The organism is Amycolatopsis coloradensis (genome assembly GCF_037997115.1).
Classification (GTDB): Bacteria; Actinomycetota; Actinomycetes; order Mycobacteriales; family Pseudonocardiaceae; genus Amycolatopsis; species Amycolatopsis coloradensis_A.
The window spans coordinates 7,157,455-7,180,071 of the sequence record NZ_CP150484.1 but is presented as its reverse complement, the minus strand read 5'-3'; the positions used below and the strand labels follow the sequence as shown (position 1 = coordinate 7,180,071).

Sequence of the window (22,617 nt, the reverse complement as noted above, 5' to 3'; positions counted from 1 at the left end):
CCCAACATGGACGCGTTCACCCACCACACCGGCGTCGGGGTCCCGCTGCGCAGGTCCAACGTGGACACTGACCAGATCATCCCGGCGGTCTACCTCAAGCGCGTGAGCCGCACCGGCTTCGAGGACGGGCTCTTCGCCGCCTGGCGTTCCGACGAGTCGTTCATCCTCAACCAGGAGCCCTTCAAGCACGGGTCGGTCCTGGTCGCGGGCCCGGACTTCGGCACCGGTTCCTCCCGCGAGCACGCGGTGTGGGCCTTGATGGACTACGGATTCCGGGTCGTGATCTCCTCCCGGTTCGCGGACATCTTCCGCGGCAACTCGGGCAAGCAGGGCCTTGTCGCCGCTCAGGTCGAGCAGGCGGACGTCGAACTGCTGTGGAAGCTGCTCGAAAACGAGCCCGGGACGGAGGTCACGGTGGACCTCGAGTCGAAGACGGTACGAGCCAAGGACTTCACCGCGCCCTTCCAGATCGACGACTACACCCGCTGGCGGCTCCTCGAAGGGCTCGACGACATCGCCCTGACACTCCGCCATGCGGAGGAGATCGACACTTTCGAGACCCGGCGCCCCTCCTGGAAGCCGGTGACCCTCCCGGCGGCCTCCTCCTAAGGCGGTCCGAAGGGGGCGGATTCCCTTGCTGAGCAGGGAATCCGCACCCCGGCCGGGGTCCTCCACACCAGCCCCGAAACCACACCGAACGGCACCTCGAGAGGCCCTGAAGGGGTCCCTCGGGAGGCGGAACAGCCCCCGAGACAAGGGAAATTTCCGCGCGTCGTTTGGAATTTGTGCTGCATTGGTAATACCGTGTGCGCTAAGTCGGCCGACGGGGCCGTGTACAAGTAGTTCTTCTTGGAGGACTGGAATGGCCAACAAGGCCCAGCTGATCGAGGCGCTGTCGGAGCGCCTGGGCGACAAGAAGGTCGCGTCGGAGGCCGTCGATGGCCTTGTCGACATCATCATCCGGACGGTCAACAAGGGCGAGAAGGTGAACATCACCGGCTTCGGTGTGTTCGAGAAGCGCGCCCGCGCCGCCCGCACCGCGCGGAACCCGCGCACCGGTGAGACCGTTCGCGTCAAGAAGACCAACGTGCCCGCGTTCCGCGCCGGCACGACCTTCAAGGACGTCATCAGTGGTTCGAAGAAGCTGCCGAAGGCCACCGCTGTGAAGCGCGCGACCGCCGGCACCTCCACCCGCGCCACCACCACCCGCGCGACGACGACCCGGACGGCCGCCAGCCGCCCGGCCGCGACGCGTTCCACGACCACGCGGACCCGCGCCGCCGCCACGACGACGCGTGCCGCCGCGAAGCCGGCCGCCAAGGCGACCGCGACCAAGGCGGCGGCCAAGACGACCGCCACCAAGGCCGCGCCGAAGACCGCCGCCAAGGCCACGACTCGCGCCACCACGGCCAAGAAGGCGACCGCCACCAAGGCCGCCGCGAAGCCGGCCGCCAAGGCGACCGCTGCCAAGGCTCCCGCGAAGAAGGCTCCGGCCAAGCGGACTTCGGCTGCCGCGAAGAAGAAGTAAGCTCTCTCCTCAGGAGTGAGCCAACGGCGGTCCGTTCCACTGCGATGAGCGGACCTGGAAATCGGGCCGTGCCGGTGGCGTCGTCCTGGCGGNGGACCTCTTGCTCGGATAGGCCGATCACCGCGCACGGCGCGGGGCCCTGCCGCATTTCCGGGGCCGTGATCGGCTCTGACGCGCCCGCGCGCGATCTCCGGGGATCTTGTCCCGCTAGGGATCCGCGGCCGCTCTGCGGGGAATGTGATGCGATTCTCGTACCGGTGAGCGAAGCCGCGGAAAAGAATCCGCTTCGCCGCGCTTTTCCCTGTCACTCCGATGGACGCGTCGTCCCGCTGGCTGGCTCCACAGTGGAGCGATGAGCTCCGGTTCGCATCGACACTGCCGGAGTAGGCGCGTCACCCACGTGGGGGAGCCGCGTGCCTGGACGCCGAACTCGCGTGCCTGAAGACCGAACTCGCGTGCTTGGAAGCGGAACACTCACATCCGCCCACAAGCACGCGTGATCCGGCTTCAGGGATGGGCGGGAGCGGGCGTGGGCAAAGGCGACGCGAAATAGTCCGCCGCCACCAGCACCGGTCCGTCCTGTCCGGTCGGGGGCCGGAACGACAGCACCCAGAACGAACCCTTCTTCGACGGGACCACACCGCCACGAGCGGCGGTCAGGTCGACGCCGTCGCGGTCGGCCAGCGCGCTGACGACGTCCGGGATCACCCCGCCCTGGCTGGAGATCACCGGCGTCCCGCCGTCACCGGCGATGGCCAGCAGCCGCGCGACACCGAGCACCGGGTCCGGCCAGTAGCCCTCTTCCGACAGCAGCGGCTCGTGCCGGATCTCGACTCCGAGGTCTTCGGCGAGCCCGTTCACCGTCTGGACACAGCGAAGCCGCGGCGCCGAGAGCACTCTGCCGGGCGCGTAGAGCCGCAGCAGCGACCGCAGCGCTTCGGCCTGGCGCTGGCCCGCGTCCGACAGCGGCCGCAGGTCGTCGTCGCCGTTCCACTCGTCGCGTTTACCCGCTTTGGCGTGCCGCACCAGGATCACCGTGGTGAGTTCGGGCGGCAGCGCGGAGAACTCGCGCAGCACCCGGACGTCCTCGTGCCGCGTCAGCAGTTTCTCCGCCGCCTCCGCGTCGAGCCAGCGCAGCTCGTCGACTTCCTCGTTCGGCGCGAAAGCACCGGAAACGGCGTGCGCGGAGAAGTAGTCGACCGTTTTCGGCACTCCCGCGACGGTGTACTCGGTCCGGACCAGATAGCGGCCGAGGACCGCCTCGAATCCGGTCTCCTCTTCGATCTCCCGGACCGCCGCGCCCGCGATGGTCTCGCCCGGATCCAGCTTTCCCTTCGGCAGCGACCAATCGTCGTAGCGCGGCCGGTGGACCAGCGCGACCTCGATCCGGTCCCCGTCACGCCGCCAGAGAACGGCTCCCGCCGCTCGGATGACCCCGCTCATCCCGCCGCCCCGTGCCGCTTCGCCAGCTCGACCTGGTGGTCGCGGACGTCGTCGCCGGAGGCGGGGAACGGGCTCCACTCGCCGGTCGAGTTCAGTACCCAGCACCGGGTCGAGGGATGCAACGCGGATTCGAAGATGTAGTCCAGTTGCGCCGTCAGCTTCGGATCCTTGACCCGCACCAGCGCCTCGATCCGGCGGTCCAGGTTGCGGTGCATCATGTCCGCGCTGCCGATCCACCGCGTGCCGCCCGCGAGGAAGGTGAAGACGCGCGAGTGTTCCAGGAAGCGGCCGAGGATGGACCGCACGTGGATGTTCTCGCTCAGTCCCTCCACACCCGGTTTCAGCGAGCAGATCCCGCGCACCACGATGTCGACCGGCACCCCGGCCTGCGAGGCGTGGTACAGCGCGTCGATCACCTGCTCGTCGACGAGCGAGTTGCACTTGATCCGGATCCCGGCGGTCTGGCCGGCGCGGGCGAGTTCGATCTCCTCGCCGATCGCGCGCACGATGCCGCGGCGGATCCCGTGCGGCGACGTGAGGATGTTGCGGTAGGTGTCCTGGCGGGAGTACCCGGTCAGCACGTTGAACAGATCCGTCAGATCCGCGCCGATCGTCGGGTCGGCGGTCAGGATGCCGAGGTCCTCGTACAGCCGCGCGGTCTTCGGGTTGTAGTTGCCGGTGCCGATGTGGCAGTAGCGGCGGATGGTCGAACCCTCCTGGCGCACCACCATCGACACCTTGCAGTGCGTCTTCAGCCCGACGAGCCCGTAGACCACGTGCACGCCGGCGCGTTCCAGTGTGCGGGCCCAGGTGATGTTGGCCTGTTCGTCGAACCGTGCCTTGATCTCGACCAGCGCGACGACCTGTTTGCCGGCCTCGGCGGCGTCGATCAGCGCGTCGACGATCGGTGAGTCGCCGGAGGTGCGGTACAGCGTCTGCTTGATCGCCAGCACCTTGTCGTCCGCGGCGGCCTGTTCGATGAACCGCTGGACGCTGGTGGAGAACGAGTCGTACGGATGGTGCACGAGGACGTCGCCCTCGCGCAACGTCGCGAACACCGACTTCGGCGTCTCGCGCTCACCGAACGCCGGATGCGTGGCGGGAACGAAAGGGCGGTCTTTGAGTTCCTTCCGGTCGACACCGGACAACTGGTGCAGACAGGTGAGATCCAGCAGACCGGGGACCTCGACGACGTCGCGCGGGTCGACCTCCAGTTCGCGCAGCAGCAGTTCGAGCATGTGCTCGCTCATGTCCTGCGCCACTTCGAGCCGCACCGGCGGGCCGAACCGGCGCTGGGCCAGTTCGCGTTCCAGCGCCTGGAGAAGATCCTCGTCCCGGTCCTCTTCGACCTCGAAGTCCGCGTTGCGGGTGACCCGGAACGCGTGGTGCTCGGTGACCTCCATCCCGGTGAACAGCTCGCCGAGATGGGCGGCGATCAGTTCCTCCAGCGGAAGGAACGTCGCGGTGCGGCTCTCCCGCGGCTGCTGCTCGATCCGCATGAGGCGCGGCACGTTGCTCGGCACCTTGACCCGCGCGAACCGCTCCGTGCCGGCTTCGGGGTCCCGGACGGTGATGGCCAGGTTGAGCGAAAGGCCGGAGATGTAGGGGAACGGGTGCGCGGGATCCACGGCCAGCGGTGTGAGCACCGGGAAGATCTGCTCGCTGAAGTAGTTGGACAGCCGGAGCTGATCGGCGCCGGCCAGGTCGTTCCAGCCGACGATGCGGATGTCTTCGGCCGCCAGCCGCGGCCGCAGATGCAGTTCGAAGGCGTTCGTGTGCCGCTCGACCAGGTCCTGGTTGCGTTTGGCGATGTAGGCCAGCTGCTCGCGCGGGGTGAGCCCGTCCGCGCTGCGGACCGGCAGCCCGGTCTCGTCGCGGCGCTTCAGCCCGGCGACCCGCACCATGTAGAACTCGTCCAAATTGGACGCGAAGATCGCCAGGAACTTGGCGCGTTCGAGCAACGGCTGCGACTCGTCCTCGGCCAGCGCGAGCACGCGCGCGTTGAAGTCCTGCCATGACAGCTCACGGTTGAAGTACCGGTCGTCGGGCAGGGATTCGACGGCGGTGGGCGCCGACGTCACCGCGGGAGGCGCGGCGGGCAGCGCGCGGAACTCCTGCGCGGGACGGCTCGCCGAACCACCGCGCGTCGCGCGCGGGGAGGTCTTCGCGGCGGGTGAGGCCTTCCTCGCCCTGGCGGGTTTCGCCGTGCCGCTGTCCGGTTCCGGTTTCGCGGTGGAGGTCTTCCGCTTCCTTGCCGAGTTCGGGGTGCCGCCGTCATTTGTGCTCACGGGCTTCATTGTTCACCACTCGGGGCGATTATGTGCGCCGCGCGCGGGTCGCCAGGGTGAACTCTCGTCACATCACCACGCAGGGTATTCCCAACAGCGTTGAACTGCGCTTTCCGACACCCAGGGTGCGAACGTGAGCGAGATCATCCGCGGTGTCCACGTCCGACCTGAGCGATTCCGCGGCGATCGTGAGCGGGGTCGCACCGGATGCGGTGTGCGCCCGCGCGGAACCCGCGCCGAACCGGGGTGCCAGCGCGCGGCCCGCCCCCGCGAGCAACAGGGTCGTACCCGTTCCCTGCCGGTCCGCGACGAACGCCCGATGTCCGGCGGCCTCGGCCAGTGCGGCGGTGAGGTCTTCGGCCCGCAGCGCGGGCAGGTCGGCCTGCAGCGCGCCGACGAGACCGGACGGCGAGTCCCGGCGCAGCAGCTCTTCGCCGTGGCGCAGGGCCGCGTTCAATCCGCCGCGCGACGGTTCGGTGACGATCTCGACGCCCAGCTCGGTGAGATCCGCCACCGACGCCGGGTCGGCGGCGACCACCAGCACCCGGCGGACCCCGTCCGCCGAGGTCGCCGCGGACAACGTGTCGTAGGCCAGCGCCAGCACCAGTTCGGGGTGCCGCTCGGGCACGACCGCGCCGCGAAGCCGCGACTTGCCCTGGGCGGGGCGTTTCATCGGCACGATCAGGTCGATACCCACACTGTCCACGTCTGCATTCTTACCCGACCCTCCCTGGACCGCGCTCGTACGCGCGCGGCAGGATCAATGGCCTGGGACGACACGTGTGACTTCGAGGAGGACGAATTGGCCCGGCGTGAGAAGGGCGGCATCTGGGTTGGCATCGCCGCCGCACTGTTCTACCCGGCGACGGCCATCGGCAAGCGGGTCTACCGCAACGCCGAGCGGATCCCCCGCGAAGGCGGCGCGCTGCTCCTGCTCAACCACGTGTCCCACATGGACCCGGCGGTGGACGCGGTGTTCGTGCACCGCCAGAAGCGGGTGCCGCGGTTCCTCGGCAAGGAGAGCCTGACCAGGGCGCCGGTCTTCGGCAAGATCTTCGTCGGAGCCGGGCAGATCCCGGTCTCCCGCGGTTCGGCCGCCGCCGGCGACAGCCTCAAGGCCGCCCACCAGGCGTTGCGTGACGGCAAGGTCGTCGTGATCTACCCGGAGGGGACGATCACCAAAGATCCGGACGGCTGGCCGAAGAAGCCGTTCACCGGGGCCGCGCGGCTCGCGCTGGAGACCGACGTGCCGGTGATCCCGATCGCCCGCTGGGGCACGAACCACATCTTCAACGGCTACACGAAGAAGTTCACGCCGTTCCCGCGCAAGAAGATCACGCACCTGGTCGGCGAGCCGATGGATCTTTCCGCCTACAAGAACGGTTCGACCCGCAGCGCGTCCAAGCTGCGCGAGGTCACCGAGCTGATGATGACCGAGATCACCGCGCTGCTCGCGGAGATCCGCCAGGAGGAACCGCCCGCGAAGAAGCCGGAGGACGACGCCTGATGGCCGAGGTCCAGCGGGTGACCGTGCTCGGCGCCGGATCGTGGGGGACGGCGTTCGCCAAGGTGCTCGGCGACGCCGGACGGGACGTGACCATCTGGGCCCGGCGGCCCGAGGTCGCGGCCGACATCCGGGAACGGCACCGCAATTCGTCCTATTTACCCGATATCGAACTGCCGGAGCGGATCACCGCGACGGCGGATCCGGCCGAGGCCCTCGACGGCGCGCAGGCCGTGGTGCTCGCGGTGCCGAGCCAGACGTTGCGGACCAATCTGTCGGAGTGGTCCGGTCTGCTGCCGTCCGACGCGATCCTGGTGAGCCTCGCGAAGGGCGTCGAACTGGGCACGCTCAAGCGGATGAGCGAGGTCATCGCCGAGATCGCCCACGTCGACGCCGGGCAGATCGTGGTCGTGTCCGGGCCGAACCTGGCGAAGGAGATCGCGCTGGGGCAGCCGGCGGCGGCGGTGCTGGCCTGCACCGACCACGACAACGCCAAGGCGATCCAGCGGGCGAGCTTCAACCAGTACTTCCGTCCGTACACCAACACCGACGTCGTCGGCTGCGAGCTGGGCGGGGCGTGCAAGAACGTCATCGCGCTCAGTTGCGGGATGGCGGCCGGGCTCGGGCTCGGCGCGAACACCGTGGCCACCCTGATCACCCGCGGGCTGGCCGAGATGGCCCGGCTCGGCGCGAAACTGGGTGCCGACCCGCTGACCTTCGCCGGGCTCGCCGGCGTCGGCGACCTGGTGGCGACCTGCTCGTCGCCGTTGTCGCGCAACCGGACCTTCGGCGAGCGGCTCGGCCGGGGCGAGACGCTGGAACAGGCGCTCGCGGCCACCGGCGGTCAGGTCGCCGAGGGCGTCAAATCGTGCACGTCGATCCGGGAACTCGCGATGGGGCTCGGTGTCGACATGCCGATCACCGACGCGATGCACCGCGTGTGCCATGAAGGGGTCGACCCGCGGCGCGCGGGAGCCGAGCTGCTCGGACGGTCGCAGAAGCACGAGTGGTCCTGAGGCGCCGTCCACGGAGTGGGATCGGTTGACCGGCGGGCTCCGCGCTGGTTCGCTGAGCGCATGTTCGCACGTGGGATGACTGTGTCGCGGGACCGCTCGGGTCTTGGCGTGGTCGCGTGTCGCTGTTGTCGGTGAACCCCGCCCCGGCCCAGCTCGACTCCTTCTTCCTTCTGCGAGGACATCTTCATGTTCGCCGTCCCGGACAACACGCTCGTCGTTCCCGAAAACCCCGCCCTGCGCCACCCGGTGCGCGTCGCGCTCGAATTCGCCGCGGACCGTGACCGCTGGCGGCACCTGCTGCGTTATGACCCCGAGGAGCGTTTTTCCGCGCTCGTCGACGCGGACGAACTGCAGGAGATCTGGCTGATGAGCTGGCTGCCCGGCCAGCGCACCGACCTGCACGACCACGAATTCGCCGCGGGCGCGTTCACCGTGGTCAGCGGCAAGCTGAGCGAGACCGTCGCCCGGCGCGCCGCCGACGGGCGGGCCGTCACCGAGCTGCACTCGCTGTCGGAAGGCCAGTCTCGCGTCTTCGGTCCCGGCTACGTCCACGAAGTGCGCAACGACGGCCCGGATCCCGCCGTCAGCGTGCACGTCTACCGGCACCGGCCCCGCGCCATGCGGCCGTACCACCTGGACCCCGTCTCCGGCCCGGTCCGGGACTGACACTTCCCGCGTTTCGTCCTCTGAATGCGTTCCTTGCGCGTGCAACTACCGCATTCAGAGGACGAAACGCCGAATCAGGTGAGGTCGCCCCGGAGCCGGAATTCGGCCTCGACGCGGTCTCGTGAAGCGCCGGTGGCGAGCAGGGTGTGCAGCAGGAGCCGGGATTTGCGCGGATCCAGCCAGCCGGCCATGGTCACGCCCATCGCGATCAGATCCGATTCGGAACCGCGGAAGCCGTAGGTGCCGCGGAACGTCGGCCCGGCGCCGGTGCGGCCGGCGACCACGATCGGCACCTCGGGCAGGACCCGCTCGATCACGTCGGCGGACCCCGCCGAAACGTGCCCGGCGCCGTTCGCGGCGAGCACCACGCCCTTCACTCCGGCCTTGACCAGCGTTTCCAGGAGTTCGCCGGTGTCCTCGACACCGCTCTCGACGATCGGCACCAGCCCGGAGAAGTCCGCGTTCTCCAGCGGCAACGCCGCCGGGCGGGCGGCGACCGGATGGAAGTAGTGCACCAAGCCCTCGCTGAGCAGCGCGAGCGGCCCGGCGGGATTCGAGGAGAACGCCTCGACATGGCTCGAATGCGCCTTGCGCACCCAGCGCGCGGCGTGGACGTCGTCGTTGAACGCGACCAGCGAGCCGCGGCCCCGGCTGCGGGGATCGGCGGCGACGGTCAACGCGGCCAGCAGGTTCCCCGCGCCGTCGGCGCTGGGCAGGCTGGGGTTGCGCATCGCGCCGGTGATCACGATCGGCGCCTCGGAAGCCCACGTCAGTTCGAAGAAGTACGCGGTCTCTTCGAGCGTGTCCGTGCCCTGGACCACGACGACACCTTCGGCGCCTTCGTCGACGGCCTTGGCCGCCCAGTCCCTTGTCCTGATCAGGGTCGCGAAATCCATCGACGCGCTGGAAATCCCCGCGAGCGTCTCCGCGCGGACGTCCATCTCGAGGTTCTCGCCCAGGTCGCCGAGCAGGTCGGCGGCGGTGAGCCGGGGGACGGCGTGGTCCTCGCCGTCGCCGGGGACCATCGAGATGGTGCCGCCCAGGGCGGCGACGGCGACCAGGGGCCGTTTCTCAGGGGAGACGCTCATGAGGACATTCTTCCAAAGTCTCGTGAGTGGTAAGGACGGTTAGATCGGAAGAGCANGTGAGTGGTGAGGACGGTTCTAACCGTCCTTACCACTCACGACCCCCGATGCTCACCGCCGCCCCTTCACTGCCTCTATGGTGAAACTGGCCGCCAGCCGCCGCGGATCCTCGGTCAGCCGCCATTCCTCGGTCGCCTCGTTCAGGGTCATGAACCCGGGCAGCGCGTTCCATGGCACGCTGTCGTGTTCCACCAGCCGCGTCAGGGTCAGCCCCGCGTCGAGCAGCGAAGTGACGATCTCGCCGAGCCCGTGGTTCCATTCGTGCGTCCGGTTGTGCTGGAACGAGACGTCGGTGTCCACATAGGTCCCCGGTTCGTCGAACACCAGCGGTTCGGCCTGCTCGAAGTACGGGTAGCGCGGCGTGATGAGCGGTTGTGTCTCGTCGAGGGTGCCCAGCATCGGGTGCATGTCGCGGATGAACAGCCGCCCGCCCGGCCGCAGCAACGCGCCGACGACCTGTCCCCAGCGGGCGATGTCCGGCAGCCAGCAGAGCGCGCCGATCCCCGTGTAGACGAGGTCGAACTCCCCGGCGCCCAGCACATCGGCGGCACTGTACACATCGGACTCGTGGTAGTCGATCCCGGCGCCGGTCTCGGCGGCCAGCCGTCGCGCGATCTCCAGCGCGGGCGCGGAAAAGTCGAGGCCGGTCATCCGTGCGCCGAGGCGGGAAAGGGAAAGCGTGTCCGTGCCGATATGGCACTGCAGGTGCACTCCCCGGGCACCGGAGACGTCGCCGAGCAGCGGCCGGTCGAAGGTGACCACGCCGCTGAGGTGCGTGGGATCCGCCACGAACTTGTCGTAGCCGTAGTCCGCCGAAGCGGCGTGCGCCGGAGCGCGTTCGTCCCAGTTCGCCCGGTTGACGGTCAGGTAGTCCGTCACGAGGTGGCGGCCTTTTCGGCGGCGCTGCGCAGAACGCAGAATTCGTTGCCTTCGGGGTCTCCGAGGACGGCCCAGCCGGTGCCGTCGGGATTGCGCCGGTCGTGCAGGAGGGTCGCGCCGAGCTTCAGCAGGCGCTCCACTTCCTCGTCGCGCGGAATGTCCGGCGTGAGGCAGAGGTGGATCCGGTTCTTCACCGTCTTCGGCTCCGGGACCTGCCCGAAGAACAACGTGACACCGTTGTCCATCTCGATGATCGCCTCGGGATCGCCGGGCACGTCGTCGTCGGCCATGGGCTTGCCGACGACGCCGCTCCAGAAGCGGCCCAGTTCGTAGGCGTCGGCGCAGTCGAAGAAGAAGTTCTGTACGACAGAGGTCATGACGCCGCAGTCTGCCTGAGCCCGCGAAGCCCGGCCAACGGTTTAAACCGACACGCCGTTCAAGCGAGCCGAAGCCCCGGCGACCGGTGCACCTGCCGCTCCGCGTCTATGACCAGCACCTGGCACCCCGGTTGCGAGGCGACCCAGGCGATCCCCTCGGTCCCCATCGCGAAAGCGGCCGTGGCGAGGGAATCCGCGGTGACGAGGTCGTCGGCCGCGACCGTGACGCTCAGCAGGCCGACGGGCGGGCGCCCGGTCCTGCCGTCCAGGATGTGCGCGCCGCGTTCGTATTCCGCCGAGGTCGCGACCGCGCCACCGGACGATTCGACCACGGCACAGACCGCGCCGGGCCGTTCGGGATGCCGGATGCCGACCCGCCAGGCGCGGCCGGGTTCCGGTTCGCCGGCGGTGACGACGTCCCCTCCGACGTTGAGACAGAACACGTCCAAGCCCTCGGCCAGTAACAGGGACGCCGCCCGCTGCACCGCCCAGCCCTTCACCACCGCGTTCGGATCGAGCCGCCGCCCGGGGAGCCGGGCGGTGAACGCCCCGCCGGACAACCGTTCGTAGTGATCACACAGCGACAGGACTTCCAGGAGGTCGGCGCTCAGTTCCGAAGTCGCGAGTTCGCCGCGGTCGTAGCGGCAGACCTCGCTGCCGGCCTTGAACGGACTGAACCGGGCGTCGACCTCCCGCAGCCAGCCGAAAACTCCGTCGATCGCGTGGTCGACGAGGTCACCGCCCGCCCGGACGTCGACCGAGACCGGCAGCCCCATCACCTGTTCTATGTGGTTCATCTGGCGTCCAGCGCCGCCTGCAGCGATTTGACGTACGACTCGCTCGTCGACGTGGCCCCGGAGACGGTGTCGATGTCGGCGCTCTGCGCGGTCAGCGTCTCCTCCTGCAGGATCGGGATCGCGGCGACCCCGCGGCCGCTGGTCGGCCGTTGCAGCAGCCGGACTTCGGAGATCCTGTCCTCGGCCGAGATCACCAGCCGCACCTGGACGGTGCCGTACCGGTTGCTCTCCACCGAACCGTCGACGGTGCGCTCGGCGCCTTCGGACGCCCCACCGTCCGAACTAGACACAGCGGACGGCACGGGCGCGGCGACGGCCACGGTCTCCGAGCCGAGCGGACCGGGTTCGTACAGCCAGACACCGAGGAAGCCGGCGGCCGAAAGGGCGACCGTGGCGGCGACGATGGTCTTCTTCATGATCGGGTCTCCCTGACTCAGGCGGCGAGGCTGAAGCGTTCGGCGTGGACCTGCTGGGACGGCACCCGCAGCTGCCGCAGGCTGCGCAGCGTCGCCGAGGTCATTCCGGGCGGGCCGCAGACGAAGACGTCCCGGTCGATGATGTCCGGCACCATCCGCCGCAGATTGGGTGCGCCGAGGACCGGACCGGCCTGATCGGACGGTCCACTGAGGACCCGGACGACCGCGCCGCGCGCCCGCGCCAGCCCGGTCAGCTCGGGCAGGAGGACGGCGTCGCGTTCGTCGCGGACGCGGTAGAGCACCACGACGTGGCCGGAGATCTCCTCCAGCAGCGCGCGGATCGGGGTGATCCCGACACCGCCCGCGACGAGCAACGCGTCCGGTTTCTGTTGGTGCATCGTGGTGAACGCGCCGTACGGCCCTTCGGCGAACACCCGCGTGCCGACCTTCAGCGACCGCAGGGACGCGCTGCCGTCACCGGCGGCTTTCGCGGTCAGCCGCAGGGTTCGGCCGTCCGGCGCGGCCGAGAGCGAGAACGGATTCGCCTGCCACCAGCGATCCCGGGTCATGAAGCGCCACAGGAAGAACTGGCCCGCCCGTGCGGGCATCTTGTCGAGGTGCCTGCCGGAGATGTACACCGAGACGACGTCGCGCGATTCGGGGACGACGGCGACGACCTTCAACCGGTGACGCAGATTACGCGCCAGCGGCAGCACCACCCGGCCGGCGAAGACGGAACCGAGCGCGACGCCCCACACCGCCCACCAGTAGGCCCGAGCCCCCGGCGACGACGCGAAAGATCCGCCCAGCGCGATCTGATGGCTGAACGCCAGCACGACCGCGGCGTAGGTGTAGAGGTGAAGGAAATGCCAGGTCTCGTACGCCAGACGGCGGCGGGCGAACCGGGCGGAAACGGCGCCGACGAGCAGGATCAGCGCGAACGCGACGACCGCGCGCAGAATCCCCTCCAGTTCGGTCACCATCGTGACGAACTCGTCGGCCACGCCGTTGTCCTCCACCTGCGCGTAGCCGAAGACGATGAAGACGAAGTGGGCCAGCAGCGTCCACAGCAGGCTGAACCCGGTCCAGCGGTGCCAGCCGGTGAGCCGGTCCATGCCGAGACGGCGGTCGAACCACGGCAGCCGGGCGACCAGCAGCAGCTGGAACGCCATCGCCAGTGCCCCGTACAGCCCGGCGAGCCTGCCGATGCTGATGAGCACGTTGTCCGACGGCCCGGCGGCGAAGAAGAGGGTGGTCACGGCGGCCACGTTGGCCCCGAGGAAGAGGAAGAGCCCGGCGCGCGCGGCGATCCTGGGACGGATCGCCGGGCGCGGTCTCGCGGCGGTCTGCGTCATGGTGGTCACACGTGGTTCCTTCCGGTCCGGTTCAGCCGCCTGGAACGATGCGGGAACTCGATGGCCCTCTTTGAGAGCACTGCCGAGCCTGCTGTGCCAACCTGTGACCTTTCTTGGCGGAACCTGTCGGCTTCCTGTCGTGTGCGCTCCCGCCTCGCCCTCGCGCGCGCGTTCACGGAGGATGGCTTTGTGAACACCGAGAACCCCGTCCGTCTGCTGGTGGTGGACGACGAGCCGCATATCGCCGACCTGGTGGCCACCGTCGCCCGCTACGAGGGCTGGCAGGCCGTCACCGCCGGATCGGGGGAGGCCGCGCTCGAGCGTGCCGCCGAATTCGGGCCCGACATCGTCGTGCTCGACCTGATGCTGCCCGGGATCGACGGGTTCACCGTGCTGGACAAGCTCCGCGAGTCCGGGACGGCGGTGCCCGTGGTCTTCCTCACCGCGAAGGACGCGACCGCGGACCGGGTCGCCGGGCTCACCCGCGGCGGCGACGACTACCTCGTGAAGCCGTTCTCCGTCGAGGAACTGATGGCACGGCTGCGCGCCGTTCTGCGGCGGAGCACCAACCAGGCCAAGGCCGCGGTGCTGCGGGTCGGTGACCTGACCCTGAACGAGGACACCCGCGAGGTCGCCCGCGGCGGCGAACCCGCCGAGCTGACCCCGACCGAGTACGAACTGCTGCGCTACCTCATGCGGCGTTCGCCTTCGGTGCTGACCAAGGCGCAGATCCTCGACCACGTCTGGGAATACGATTTCGGCGGCCGGTCCAATGTGGTCGAACTCGTCATCTCGCATCTGCGCCGCAAACTCGACGCGGGGAACGAGCCGTTGATCCACACCGTGCGCGGTGTCGGCTACGTCGTCCGGCAGGCGGCGAGATGAAGATACTGCGCCGGTGGTTCGACGCCTGGCGCCGGTCGAGGCTCGGCACGAGGCTGGCGCTCGGGCTCGGCGCGCTGGCGCTGGTCGTGTTCGCCGTCGTCGGGACCGTGATGGTCGGCATCATGAAGGGCTACCTGAACGACCGGCTCGACGAGCAGCTCGCCAAGACCCAGATCAGCCAGGTGCCGTCGCTGCGCACCACGCACGGCGGGAAACCACAGCAGGCCTACGGCTGGTTTTCCGCCGTTTTCGCCGTGCGGGACGGCGACGCGCTGCCGCAGGCGGGCGGCTCCCTGCCGCCGGACACGAAGGCGCTCGAAAAGGTCGCCGAGGACGCGACGCGGACCGAGGTCCTGCGCACCGTCTACATCGAGGACAAGGGCACCTACCGCGTCCGGGCCTGCCCGATCGAACCGGCGCGGAACATCGTGCTGGTCAGCGCCGCTCCGCAAGCCGATCTGGACCGGACGGTCAGCCAGCTGATCATGGTCGAGGTCGTCGCGTTCCTGCTGGCGCTGGCGGTGCTGGTGATCGCGGGACGGCTGGTGCTGCGGCGCGGGCTGCGGCCGCTGAGCGACATGGCCGGGACCGCGCACGACATCGCTTCGCACGACCTCACCGCGAACGCCGATCTCCCGGTCCGCGCGCAGGCGAGCGGCGGCGGTGCCGAGGTCGAGGAACTGCGGACGGCGTTCAACGTGATGCTGGCGCACCTCGATTCCTCACTGGTAGCGCGCCGGGAGGCGAACGAGCGGCTCCGGCGGTTCATCGCCGACGCCTCCCACGAACTGCGCACGCCGCTGACCTCGATCCGGGGCTACGCCGAGCTTTTCCGCTACGCCGCGGCGAACGAACCCGCCGAACGCGACGCACACCTGTCGAAGATCCGGGAGGAGACGCAGCGGATGAGCGTGCTCGTCGACGACCTCCTGCTGCTCGCGCGCCTCGACGCGCCGGAGACCGAGGCGCCGCTGCGGCTGGTCGACGTCGACGTCGCCGAGCTGATCACCGACGCGGGGGAGGCCTTCGCCGCCGGCCGCCCGGAACATCCGCTGAGCGTCGGCGCGCTCCCGGAAGGTGTTGTCCTGCAAGCGGATCCGGTCCGGCTGCGGCAGGTGCTGGACAATCTGCTCGCCAACGCCGCGGTGCACACGCCGCCAGGGACGCCGGTGACGCTGTTCGCGGAGGCGTCGGACTCGGAGGTCGTCCTGCGGGTGAGCGACGCCGGGCCCGGGATCCCGCCGGAGGCGCGGGAGCGGATCTTCGACCGGTTCTACCGGGTCGACACCGCCCGCACGCGCGGCAACGGCGGGACCGGGCTCGGGCTTTCGGTGGTGCTGTCGCTGGTTTCGGCGCACGGCGGGACGATCGAGGTCGAGAGCGTGCCGGGGGCGACGACGTTCACCGTGCGGCTGCCGCGCCACCGCTCGTGACCCCCTCTCGCGCGTGCAATGAAGGACGCTTTCCTGGCAAAATTTGCTAGGAAAGCGTCCTTCATCGCAGGCTGGCGGCGGCTACCCGACCCGCCGCTTCACGTGGTCCGGCACCGTCCAGTCACCGACGAGATCCGCCGACGGCTCCGGCTCACCGAACACGGTCCGCACCGGCAGTACCCCGGCCCAGGAGAGATCGGCCGCGACCTCGTCTTCGGGATCGTCGGGACCCTCGCCGCGCATCTTCACCGAAGCCTCGGTGAGGTCCAGTTCCAGCACCGAAACGGACGCGAACTCCTTCGCGTTGATATCCCTCGCGTGCTCCCACGAACCGGGCGCGAGGTGGTCGGTCAGCACGTGGAGGCCGTGCATCTTGCGTTCGCGATCGGTCACCGCGGCCGCCTTGCCCAGGATGACCGCGCTGCGGTAGTTCATCGAGTGGTTGTTGACCGAGCGCGCGTAGACGATGCCGTCGAGCAGGGTCACCGTGACACAGACCTCGGCGCCGTCGGAGTCGCGCATACTCCTCGCGCCGGTCGATCCGTGCAGGTAGAGCGTGTTGCCGTCGCGTCCGTAGCCGGTCGGGATGACCAGCGGGACGCCGTCGCGCACCACACCGAGGTGGCAGATCAGGGCTTCGTCGAGCACCGAGTACAGCGCCGAGCGGTCGGTGAGGGCGCGGTTCTTCTTGCGGCCGAGAGTGGTCCGGTCGGTGGGTGAGAGCGGGGTGGACATGCGAGTAGTCTCACCCCGGAGAGTGGCCTGTAATAATGTCCAATTCTCCTATACTTGAGAAGGCCACTTCGGGAAAAGTGTGGAGAACACCATGTCCGACACCGCTCTGCCGGTCAGTCTCGACCGCGATTCGCTCGTCCCGCTCGCGGTCCAGCTGGCCGACGCGTTGCGCGCGGCCGCGGGCGACGGGCATCTGCGCGGCGGCGACAGGCTGCCCTCGACCAGGGCGCTCGCGAGCCGTCTCGGCGTCAGCCGCACGGTGACGTCGGCGGCGTACGAACAGCTTCACGCGGAGGGCTGGATCGCCGGCCGCCACGGCTCCGGCACGTACGTCACCACCACACCGCCCGCGGACAGGCCGTCGAAAGGCCCGGCGCCGGGCGCACCGGCCGCGCCCCCGACGCTGGTCGACCTCACCCCGGGCGTCCCGTGGGCCGACGGCATCGAGAAAGCAGCCTGGCGCCGCGCGTGGCGGGCCGCCGCCGACCCCCGCCCGACCTATCGCGAGGACAGGGCAGGTCTGCCCGCGTACCGGGACGCCGTGTCCGAGCATCTGCTGCGGCACCGCGGCCTCGCGGCCGGAACGGTGCTCGCGACCGGCGGGACGACGGCCGCGGTGATCGAACTCGCGGGCGCGGTGCTCTCGCGCGGCGACCGGGTCGCGATCGAGGAGCCGGGTTACCAGCGCGCGGTGCAGGCGTTCCGGCGGGCGGGGATGGAGGTCGTGCCCGTCCCGGTCGACGAGGAGGGGCTGCGCCCGGACGCCGTTCCCGCCGACGTTCGCGCGGTGTACTGCTCGCCCGCGCACCAGTATCCGCTCGGCAGCCGGATGAGTGCTTCCCGCCGCGTCGACCTGGTCGAACTCGCGCGCGACAACGGCATGCTGGTGATCGAGGACGACTACGACGGCGAGCTGCGGTTCGACGTCGCGCCGCTGCCGCTGCTGGCCGCGCTCGCGCCCGACGTCGTCGCGCATCTCGGGACCACGAGCAAGATCCTCACGCCGGCGCTGGGCGCGGGCTGGATGGTCGCGCCGTCCCAGGTCGCGGCCGCGGTGCTGGAGTACCGCGAAGCGACCGGGACGCGTCCTTCGCCCGCGGGACAGCGGGTGCTCGCCGAACTGGCGCGGCACGGCGATCTGGGGCGGCATCTGCGGAAGCTCCGGCGGGAACTGTCGGAGCGCCGGTCCCTGGTTTCGGCCGCGCTGACGTCGGCGGGGATCCCGGTGCTCGGCGACGACGCGGGCGCGCATCTGGTCGTCCCGTGCGGATCGGCGGCCGACGAGGCGGTGCGGATGGCGGCGGCGGAACGCGCCGGGATCCGGCTCGACGGGCTGGCCCGGCATTTCGCCGGGACGCCGACGGTGTTCGGGAATCTCATCGGCTACGCGGGCTGTTCGCGCGAGGCGCTGCACACCGCGCTCAAACCGCTGATCGCCGTCCTCGCTTGACCTCCAGCGAACTGGAGGTCATAGCTTGCGCTCATGCGTGAGATCAGAGTGTCCCGGTTCGGCGATCCCGGAGTCCTGGAGCAGGTCGAAGTGCCGACCCCCGAACCGGCGGAGGGTGAGCTTCGCGTCGCGGTGACGGCGGCAGGCGTCGGCTGGCTCGACGCCCTCATCCGGCGAGGCGACGGTCCCGACGTGTTCGCGGTCGAGCCGCCGTACGTGCCGGGCGGGTCGGTGGCGGGCACCGTCGACGCGGTGGGAGCCGGAGTCGACGAAACCTGGCTGGGAAAGCAGGTCCTCACCCACGCGCCCGGCGGGTACGGCGGGGGATACGCGGACACGGTCGTCGCGCTGCCGGACGACACGTTCCCGATTCCGGACGGGCTGGATCCCCGGCACGCGGTCGCCCTGTTCGACGACGGCAGTACCGCGCTGGCGTTGCTGGAGAAGACCCCGGTCACGGCCGGGGAGCGAATCCTGGTGGCGCCCGGCGTCGGCGGGCTCGGCAGCGTGCTGGTGCAGCTCGCCCGCGCGGCGGGCGCGACCGTCTTCGCGGCGGTCCGCGGCGACGAAAAGGCGGCGATCGCGCGGAAACTGGGGGCCGAGCCGGTCGACTACTCGGTGGCGGACTGGACGGGAGAGGTCCTCGCCCTCACCGGCGGCCACCGTCTGGACGTGGTCTTCGACGGCGTCGGCGGCGAACTCGGCGCGGCCTCCCTGGCGTTGCTGAGGAACGGCGGCCGCTTCTCCGGCTACGGCATGTCCAGTGGTGCGGAGACCGTGATCGGCGACGCCGACCGCGCCCGGCTGTCCGTTGTGGACATGGCGCAGCTGGTCGGGTTCTGGCCCGACAACCCGCGCCGGGTGCGGGAAGTGCTGCGGCAGGCGGCCGACGGGAAGCTGACGCCGATCATCGGCCGGACGTACCCGCTGGCGGAGGCGGCCGCCGCGCATTCGGACATCGAAGCGCGGCGGTACACCGGCAAGAGCCTGCTCCTGCCCTGAGCGCTCAGAACCGCAGCGGCACCGCGGGGAGATTGGCGGCGACGACCTCGGAAACGGTCTGGAGCGGCCCGGTCCCCGCGGTGTCCGGCACGGTGAGCGCCGTGTAGACGGGACGGTCCACCACGAACCACGTCGCGGTGCCCTCACCCTCGACCTGCAGCCACTGGACGCCGTTGATCGTCCGCAGCTGCGAGGTCCGGGTGAGTTCCGGCGGCTTGCCGAGACCGCACCGCAGGACGACCGGGTCGCCGGTGCCCCAGCCGATCGTCGCCTCGGGGGCGGGATCGGCCAGCTTCCGCCGGACCAGCGTGTTCCCGGACGACGTGAGCTCGTGCGGGAGCGCGCCGATGAGTTTCGCGCATTCGGGTGACCCCGACTGCGGTGCCGGGACCGGGACGAGCGGGAGCGGACCGTCGGCGGCCGGGGCGTCGGATTCCGCGCCGCGGGTCAGTCCGAAGACGGCCACGCCCGCGACGAGCAGGATCGCCAGGCAGGCGGCCGCGATCAGCAGGGGTTTCGGCGGTGCGCCGGTGTCCGTGTCAGCCACCGGACAACTACACCACTTGTCAGAGATGCACGACCGGGCAGGTCAGCGTCCGCGTGATGCCCTCCACGTTCTGCACCTTGGCGACCACGAGCTGACCCAGCTGATCGACGGTGTCGGCCGCGGCCTTGACGATGACGTCGTACGGGCCGGTGACATCCTCCGAACTGGTGACACCGGGGATGGTGGAGATCTCCGCGGCGACCGCGGCGGCTTTGCCGACCTCGGTCTGGATGAGGATGTATGCGTGGACCACGGCGCGCCCCTTCGTAAAAGTCGGCTCAAGGTAGGAACGTTGTAGCAACGTATCGCCAGCCCCGGGAAAAACCTAGGGCTTCCGACTATCGGTGATCGATATTTGTCCGGACAAGGGAAAGTGGAGGTGACGGGTGTCACCGAACGACGGCACGGTCGCCGGGACCGGTGAATTCCGGTTGATCGAGGCGGTGACCGCCGGCCGGAAACAGCCGGAGACGACACTGCTCGGACCGGGGGACGACGCGGCCGTCGTGGCCACCCCGGACGGGCGGACGGTGGTCTCCACCGACGTCCTCGTTCAGGGCGTTCATTTCCGGCTCGACTGGTCCAGCGCCGAGCAGGTGGGGCGCAAGGCGGTCGCGGTGAACCTCACCGACATCGCCGCCATGGGCGCGCGCCCGACGTCCGTCCTCATGGGATTCGCGTGCCCCTCGGACACCCCGACGTCACTCGTCACCGAACTCACCCAGGGCATGTGGCTCGAAGCCGACCGCGCGGGGATCGGGATCGTCGGCGGCGACATGGTGCGCGCCGACCAGATCGTGATCAGTGTCACCGCGCTCGGCGACCTCGGCGGCAGGGAACCCGTGACCCGGTCCGGCGCGCGTCCCGGCGACGTCGTCGCGGTCTGCGGGCGGCTCGGCTGGGCGGCCGCCGGGCTCGCCGTGCTCGGGCGGGGGTTCCGCTCACCGGTCAGCGTGGTCAACGCGCAGCGCTGCCCCGAGCCGGACTACGAGGCGGGGATCCGCGCGGCCGACGGCGGCGCGACGTCGATGATCGACGTGTCCGACGGGCTCCTGTCCGACCTCGGCCACATCGCCGAGGCCTCCGGCGTCGGGATCGACGTCCGGACGGCGGACCTCGACGTGTCGAGCAGGCTGACCGAGGTCGGCACCGCGCTCGGCGCCGACCCGCTGAAATGGGTGCTCACCGGCGGCGAGGACCACGCGTTCGCGGCGACCTTCCCTTCCTTCGCCGAACTGCCGGAAGGCTGGACCGAGATCGGCGTCGTCACCATGCCGGATTCGGGGGTGACGGTGGACGGGAAGCGGTACGGGCACGACAGCGGCTGGCAGCACTGGCGCTAGGAGCGTGAGGCCCACCAGGTCGACTCCGCGGCGGCGGTGAAGCCGAGCGATTCGTACAGCGGCTTGCCCAGCCGGGACGCGGTGAGGGTGACCGGCAGCCCCGCCAGCGGGGCGAGGGAGCCGAGCATCACGGCTCGTCCCACACCCCGCGAGCGGAAGGCGTCCGGCGTGCCGACCCAGTAGTGGCTGCCGAATCCGTTGTCGGCGACGGTGACGCACGCCCCGGCGACCTCGCCGTCGAGCCGCGCGATGAACACCTCGACGCCCGGCTGGTCGAGGATGGCCGTGGGGAACATCTCACCCGGCCGGAAGCGCGCGAGTTCGAAGGCTTCGATCACCACGCGTTCGGCCGCCCTCAGGTCCGCGTCCTCGCGCACCCGGACCACCTCCATCGCGGGTTCGGCGACCGGTGCGGGTGGGCGCAGCATGACGGGCATCCGCCAGCTGCGCATATCCCCGAGATGGTTCAGATCGGTGGCGCTGAAGGGATCCTCGGCCTCCACCGGCCCCGTCGCCCGTGCGGCGAGCTCGGTGATTTCCGCCAGCTCGCCGTCGGTGAGGCCGGGCTCCTGGATCAGGACGCGCAGCCCCGCGCGCTCGTCGCCGTCGACGGCGAGAAAGCCGCGACGGCGGATCACTTCGTGGCCGCGGGACCGGCCGGTCGCGGCCCAGAACGCGGCGGAATTGCGTGCCTGGCGCAGCGGAGCCTCGGCGAGTCCGGTGATGGACGTCTCGATCGACATGAACGCAATCTACTTTGGGGAATGGCAAGTCTTCTCGCTAATGTCGCGCCCATGGACCTTCGCGTGCTGGCCTACGACCACCCCGACGCGGTGAAACTGCTGGCCGAAGCGCAGCTCGAGCTGGCCGCCCGGTACGGCAGCGAAGACGAGACACCGATGGACGCGGCGCAGTTCGCCCCGCCGAAGGGGCTGTTCTTGGCCGCCTACCTCGACGACGTCCCGGTCGCGTGCGGTGCCTGGCGGGCGCACGACGGGCCGGAACCCTTGCTGCCGGGCGATGCCGAGATCAAGCGCATGTTCGTGATGGCTTCGGCGCGGGGCCGCGGGTTCGCGAGGGCGATCCTCGCCGACCTGGAGCGGACTGCCGCCGAGGCCGGACGGCGGCGCATGGTGCTCGAGACCGGCGACAAACAGCCGGAGGCCATCGCGCTGTACGAGTCGGCCGGTTACCGGGAGATACCGGGTTTCGGGTACTACAAGGACGAGCCGGAAAGCATCTGCTACGGCAAGCCGCTGGGCTAGGAGAACGCATGCCGATCTACGCACTGGGCGACCTCGAACCGTCGATCCACCCGGACGCCTACGTCCACCCCGACGCGACGGTGATCGGCGACGTCCGGATCGCGGCGTTCGCGTCGGTGTGGCCGCAGACCGTGCTGCGCGGCGACCACGGTTACATCGAGATCGGCGAGCGGTCCAACGTCCAGGACGGCTGCGTGCTGCACTGCACCCGCAAGGAGCCGACGATCATCGGTAAGTCCTCCGCCGTCGGGCACTCGGTGCACATCGAGGGCGCGCGGATCGGCGAGGGCTGCCTGATCGCGTCGGGATCGGTGGTGCTGAACGGAACCGTCGTCGAGGACGGCGGGATGGTCGGCGCCGGCGCGATTCTCTCCTATGGGTCCTATGTGGACAGTGGGCACATCGCGCTCGGCGTCCCGGCGAAGACACGGCCGAACACTTCGTTCGGGCCGGACAAGATCAAGCTGGTCGTCGACGGGTATGTCGAGCGTGCGGCGAGGTTCCGGGTCGAACTCCGGCGCCTCGACGGACGTGAGTAAGCTC

At 70.0% G+C, this 22,617-nt stretch carries 25 protein-coding genes; 12 read left to right on the top strand and 13 right to left on the bottom strand.

The features are described 5' to 3' along the window. Positions 1-6 precede the first annotated feature (6 nt). Positions 7-609: a 3-isopropylmalate dehydratase small subunit gene (gene leuD, locus LCL61_RS33355; protein WP_340683423.1), complete on the top strand. Its 603-nt coding sequence runs from the start codon at positions 7-9 to the stop codon at positions 607-609. Between the two features lie 253 nt (positions 610-862). After that, positions 863-1,528, top strand: a complete 666-nt coding sequence (locus LCL61_RS33350; RefSeq protein ID WP_126733599.1) for an HU family DNA-binding protein — start codon at positions 863-865, stop codon at positions 1,526-1,528. Between the two features lie 507 nt (positions 1,529-2,035). Here the strand turns inward: LCL61_RS33350 and LCL61_RS33345 are convergent. From LCL61_RS33345 to cofC, 3 genes are read right to left on the bottom strand one after another with little or no spacing between them, the layout of a single operon-like run. Continuing rightward, positions 2,036-2,971 carry an NUDIX hydrolase gene (locus LCL61_RS33345; protein WP_340683422.1) on the bottom strand — a complete coding sequence of 312 codons (936 nt, stop codon included), beginning with the start codon at positions 2,969-2,971 and terminating at the stop codon, positions 2,036-2,038. Next, positions 2,968-5,268, bottom strand: a complete 2,301-nt coding sequence (locus LCL61_RS33340) for an RNA degradosome polyphosphate kinase (RefSeq protein WP_340683421.1) — start codon at positions 5,266-5,268, stop codon at positions 2,968-2,970. The genes LCL61_RS33345 and LCL61_RS33340 overlap by 4 nt, the downstream gene beginning before the upstream one ends. A gap of 58 nt (positions 5,269-5,326) precedes the next feature. Continuing rightward, complete coding sequence (gene cofC, locus LCL61_RS33335; protein ID WP_340688738.1) at positions 5,327-5,956, bottom strand: 2-phospho-L-lactate guanylyltransferase; 630 nt, start codon at positions 5,954-5,956, stop codon at positions 5,327-5,329. 66 nt (positions 5,957-6,022) lie between these two features. On the opposite strand from cofC, the gene LCL61_RS33330 reads away from it, so the two are divergent. From LCL61_RS33330 to LCL61_RS33320, 3 genes are all read left to right on the top strand, one after another. Continuing rightward, positions 6,023-6,766 (top strand): lysophospholipid acyltransferase family protein, encoded by a 744-nt coding sequence (locus LCL61_RS33330; protein ID WP_340683420.1) that lies wholly within the window; start codon positions 6,023-6,025, stop codon positions 6,764-6,766. Beyond that, entirely contained in the window at positions 6,766-7,779 is a 1,014-nt protein-coding gene (locus LCL61_RS33325) for an NAD(P)H-dependent glycerol-3-phosphate dehydrogenase (protein WP_340683419.1), read from the top strand. The genes LCL61_RS33330 and LCL61_RS33325 overlap by 1 nt, the downstream gene beginning before the upstream one ends. 186 nt (positions 7,780-7,965) lie before the next feature. Further along, positions 7,966-8,445, top strand: a complete 480-nt coding sequence (locus LCL61_RS33320) for a cysteine dioxygenase family protein (protein ID WP_340683418.1) — start codon at positions 7,966-7,968, stop codon at positions 8,443-8,445. Between the two features lie 74 nt (positions 8,446-8,519). Here the strand turns inward: LCL61_RS33320 and LCL61_RS33315 are convergent, their stop codons facing one another. From LCL61_RS33315 to LCL61_RS33290, 6 genes are all read right to left on the bottom strand, one after another. Beyond that, positions 8,520-9,533, bottom strand: coding sequence for an asparaginase (locus LCL61_RS33315; RefSeq protein ID WP_340683417.1), 1,014 nt, complete (start codon positions 9,531-9,533; stop codon positions 8,520-8,522). 108 nt (positions 9,534-9,641) lie between these two features. Next, on the bottom strand, positions 9,642-10,469 hold the full coding sequence (locus LCL61_RS33310; RefSeq protein ID WP_340683416.1) for a class I SAM-dependent methyltransferase: 828 nt from the start codon (positions 10,467-10,469) through the stop codon (positions 9,642-9,644). Next, the gene (locus LCL61_RS33305; protein ID WP_016336439.1) at positions 10,466-10,846 is read right to left on the bottom strand and encodes a VOC family protein; all 381 of its coding nucleotides are present in this window, start codon (positions 10,844-10,846) and stop codon (positions 10,466-10,468) included. The genes LCL61_RS33310 and LCL61_RS33305 overlap by 4 nt, the downstream gene beginning before the upstream one ends. Before the next feature lie 59 nt (positions 10,847-10,905). Continuing rightward, positions 10,906-11,643 carry an FAD:protein FMN transferase gene (locus tag LCL61_RS33300; RefSeq protein WP_340683415.1) on the bottom strand — a complete coding sequence of 246 codons (738 nt, stop codon included), beginning with the start codon at positions 11,641-11,643 and terminating at the stop codon, positions 10,906-10,908. Then, positions 11,640-12,059, bottom strand: a complete 420-nt coding sequence (locus LCL61_RS33295) for an FMN-binding protein (protein WP_340683414.1) — start codon at positions 12,057-12,059, stop codon at positions 11,640-11,642. The genes LCL61_RS33300 and LCL61_RS33295 overlap by 4 nt, the downstream gene beginning before the upstream one ends. Before the next feature lie 17 nt (positions 12,060-12,076). Further along, positions 12,077-13,423: a ferredoxin reductase family protein gene (locus LCL61_RS33290; protein ID WP_340683413.1), complete on the bottom strand. Its 1,347-nt coding sequence runs from the start codon at positions 13,421-13,423 to the stop codon at positions 12,077-12,079. Positions 13,424-13,603: 180 nt separating this feature from the next. Between LCL61_RS33290 and LCL61_RS33285 the strand changes: the two genes are divergently transcribed. Further along, complete coding sequence (locus tag LCL61_RS33285) at positions 13,604-14,299, top strand: response regulator transcription factor (protein ID WP_340683412.1); 696 nt, start codon at positions 13,604-13,606, stop codon at positions 14,297-14,299. Further along, on the top strand, positions 14,296-15,732 hold the full coding sequence (locus LCL61_RS33280) for a HAMP domain-containing sensor histidine kinase (protein ID WP_340683411.1): 1,437 nt from the start codon (positions 14,296-14,298) through the stop codon (positions 15,730-15,732). Before LCL61_RS33285 ends, LCL61_RS33280 begins: the two co-directional genes overlap by 4 nt. A gap of 81 nt (positions 15,733-15,813) precedes the next feature. On the opposite strand, the gene LCL61_RS33275 is transcribed toward LCL61_RS33280, so the two are convergent. Beyond that, positions 15,814-16,467, bottom strand: coding sequence for a pyridoxamine 5'-phosphate oxidase family protein (locus LCL61_RS33275; RefSeq protein ID WP_340683410.1), 654 nt, complete (start codon positions 16,465-16,467; stop codon positions 15,814-15,816). Positions 16,468-16,558: 91 nt separating this feature from the next. Between LCL61_RS33275 and LCL61_RS33270 the strand changes: the two genes are divergently transcribed. Both LCL61_RS33270 and LCL61_RS33265 read left to right on the top strand, forming a co-directional pair. After that, entirely contained in the window at positions 16,559-17,917 is a 1,359-nt protein-coding gene (locus LCL61_RS33270) for a PLP-dependent aminotransferase family protein (protein WP_340683409.1), read from the top strand. Positions 17,918-17,950: 33 nt separating this feature from the next. Next, entirely contained in the window at positions 17,951-18,919 is a 969-nt protein-coding gene (locus LCL61_RS33265; RefSeq protein ID WP_340683408.1) for a zinc-binding dehydrogenase, read from the top strand. A 4-nt stretch (positions 18,920-18,923) separates the two neighbouring features. Here the strand turns inward: LCL61_RS33265 and LCL61_RS33260 are convergent, their stop codons facing one another. Both LCL61_RS33260 and LCL61_RS33255 read right to left on the bottom strand, forming a co-directional pair. Continuing rightward, positions 18,924-19,466 (bottom strand): DUF3515 domain-containing protein, encoded by a 543-nt coding sequence (locus LCL61_RS33260; protein WP_340683407.1) that lies wholly within the window; start codon positions 19,464-19,466, stop codon positions 18,924-18,926. 19 nt (positions 19,467-19,485) lie between these two features. Further along, entirely contained in the window at positions 19,486-19,719 is a 234-nt protein-coding gene (locus LCL61_RS33255) for an Lrp/AsnC family transcriptional regulator (protein ID WP_007031456.1), read from the bottom strand. Between the two features lie 133 nt (positions 19,720-19,852). On the opposite strand from LCL61_RS33255, the gene LCL61_RS33250 reads away from it, so the two are divergent. Next, positions 19,853-20,809 (top strand): thiamine-phosphate kinase, encoded by a 957-nt coding sequence (locus LCL61_RS33250; protein ID WP_340683406.1) that lies wholly within the window; start codon positions 19,853-19,855, stop codon positions 20,807-20,809. Here the strand turns inward: LCL61_RS33250 and LCL61_RS33245 are convergent. Further along, positions 20,806-21,552, bottom strand: coding sequence for a GNAT family N-acetyltransferase (locus tag LCL61_RS33245; protein WP_340683405.1), 747 nt, complete (start codon positions 21,550-21,552; stop codon positions 20,806-20,808). The genes LCL61_RS33250 and LCL61_RS33245 overlap by 4 nt on opposite strands. A 51-nt stretch (positions 21,553-21,603) precedes the next feature. On the opposite strand from LCL61_RS33245, the gene LCL61_RS33240 reads away from it, so the two are divergent. Both LCL61_RS33240 and LCL61_RS33235 read left to right on the top strand, forming a co-directional pair. Next, a complete protein-coding gene (locus LCL61_RS33240; RefSeq protein ID WP_340683404.1) occupies positions 21,604-22,074 on the top strand; it encodes a GNAT family N-acetyltransferase in 471 nt (156 codons plus the stop codon). 8 nt (positions 22,075-22,082) lie between these two features. Then, the gene (locus tag LCL61_RS33235) at positions 22,083-22,613 is read left to right on the top strand and encodes a gamma carbonic anhydrase family protein (RefSeq protein ID WP_340683403.1); all 531 of its coding nucleotides are present in this window, start codon (positions 22,083-22,085) and stop codon (positions 22,611-22,613) included. The last annotated feature ends 4 nt before the right edge of the window (positions 22,614-22,617 follow it).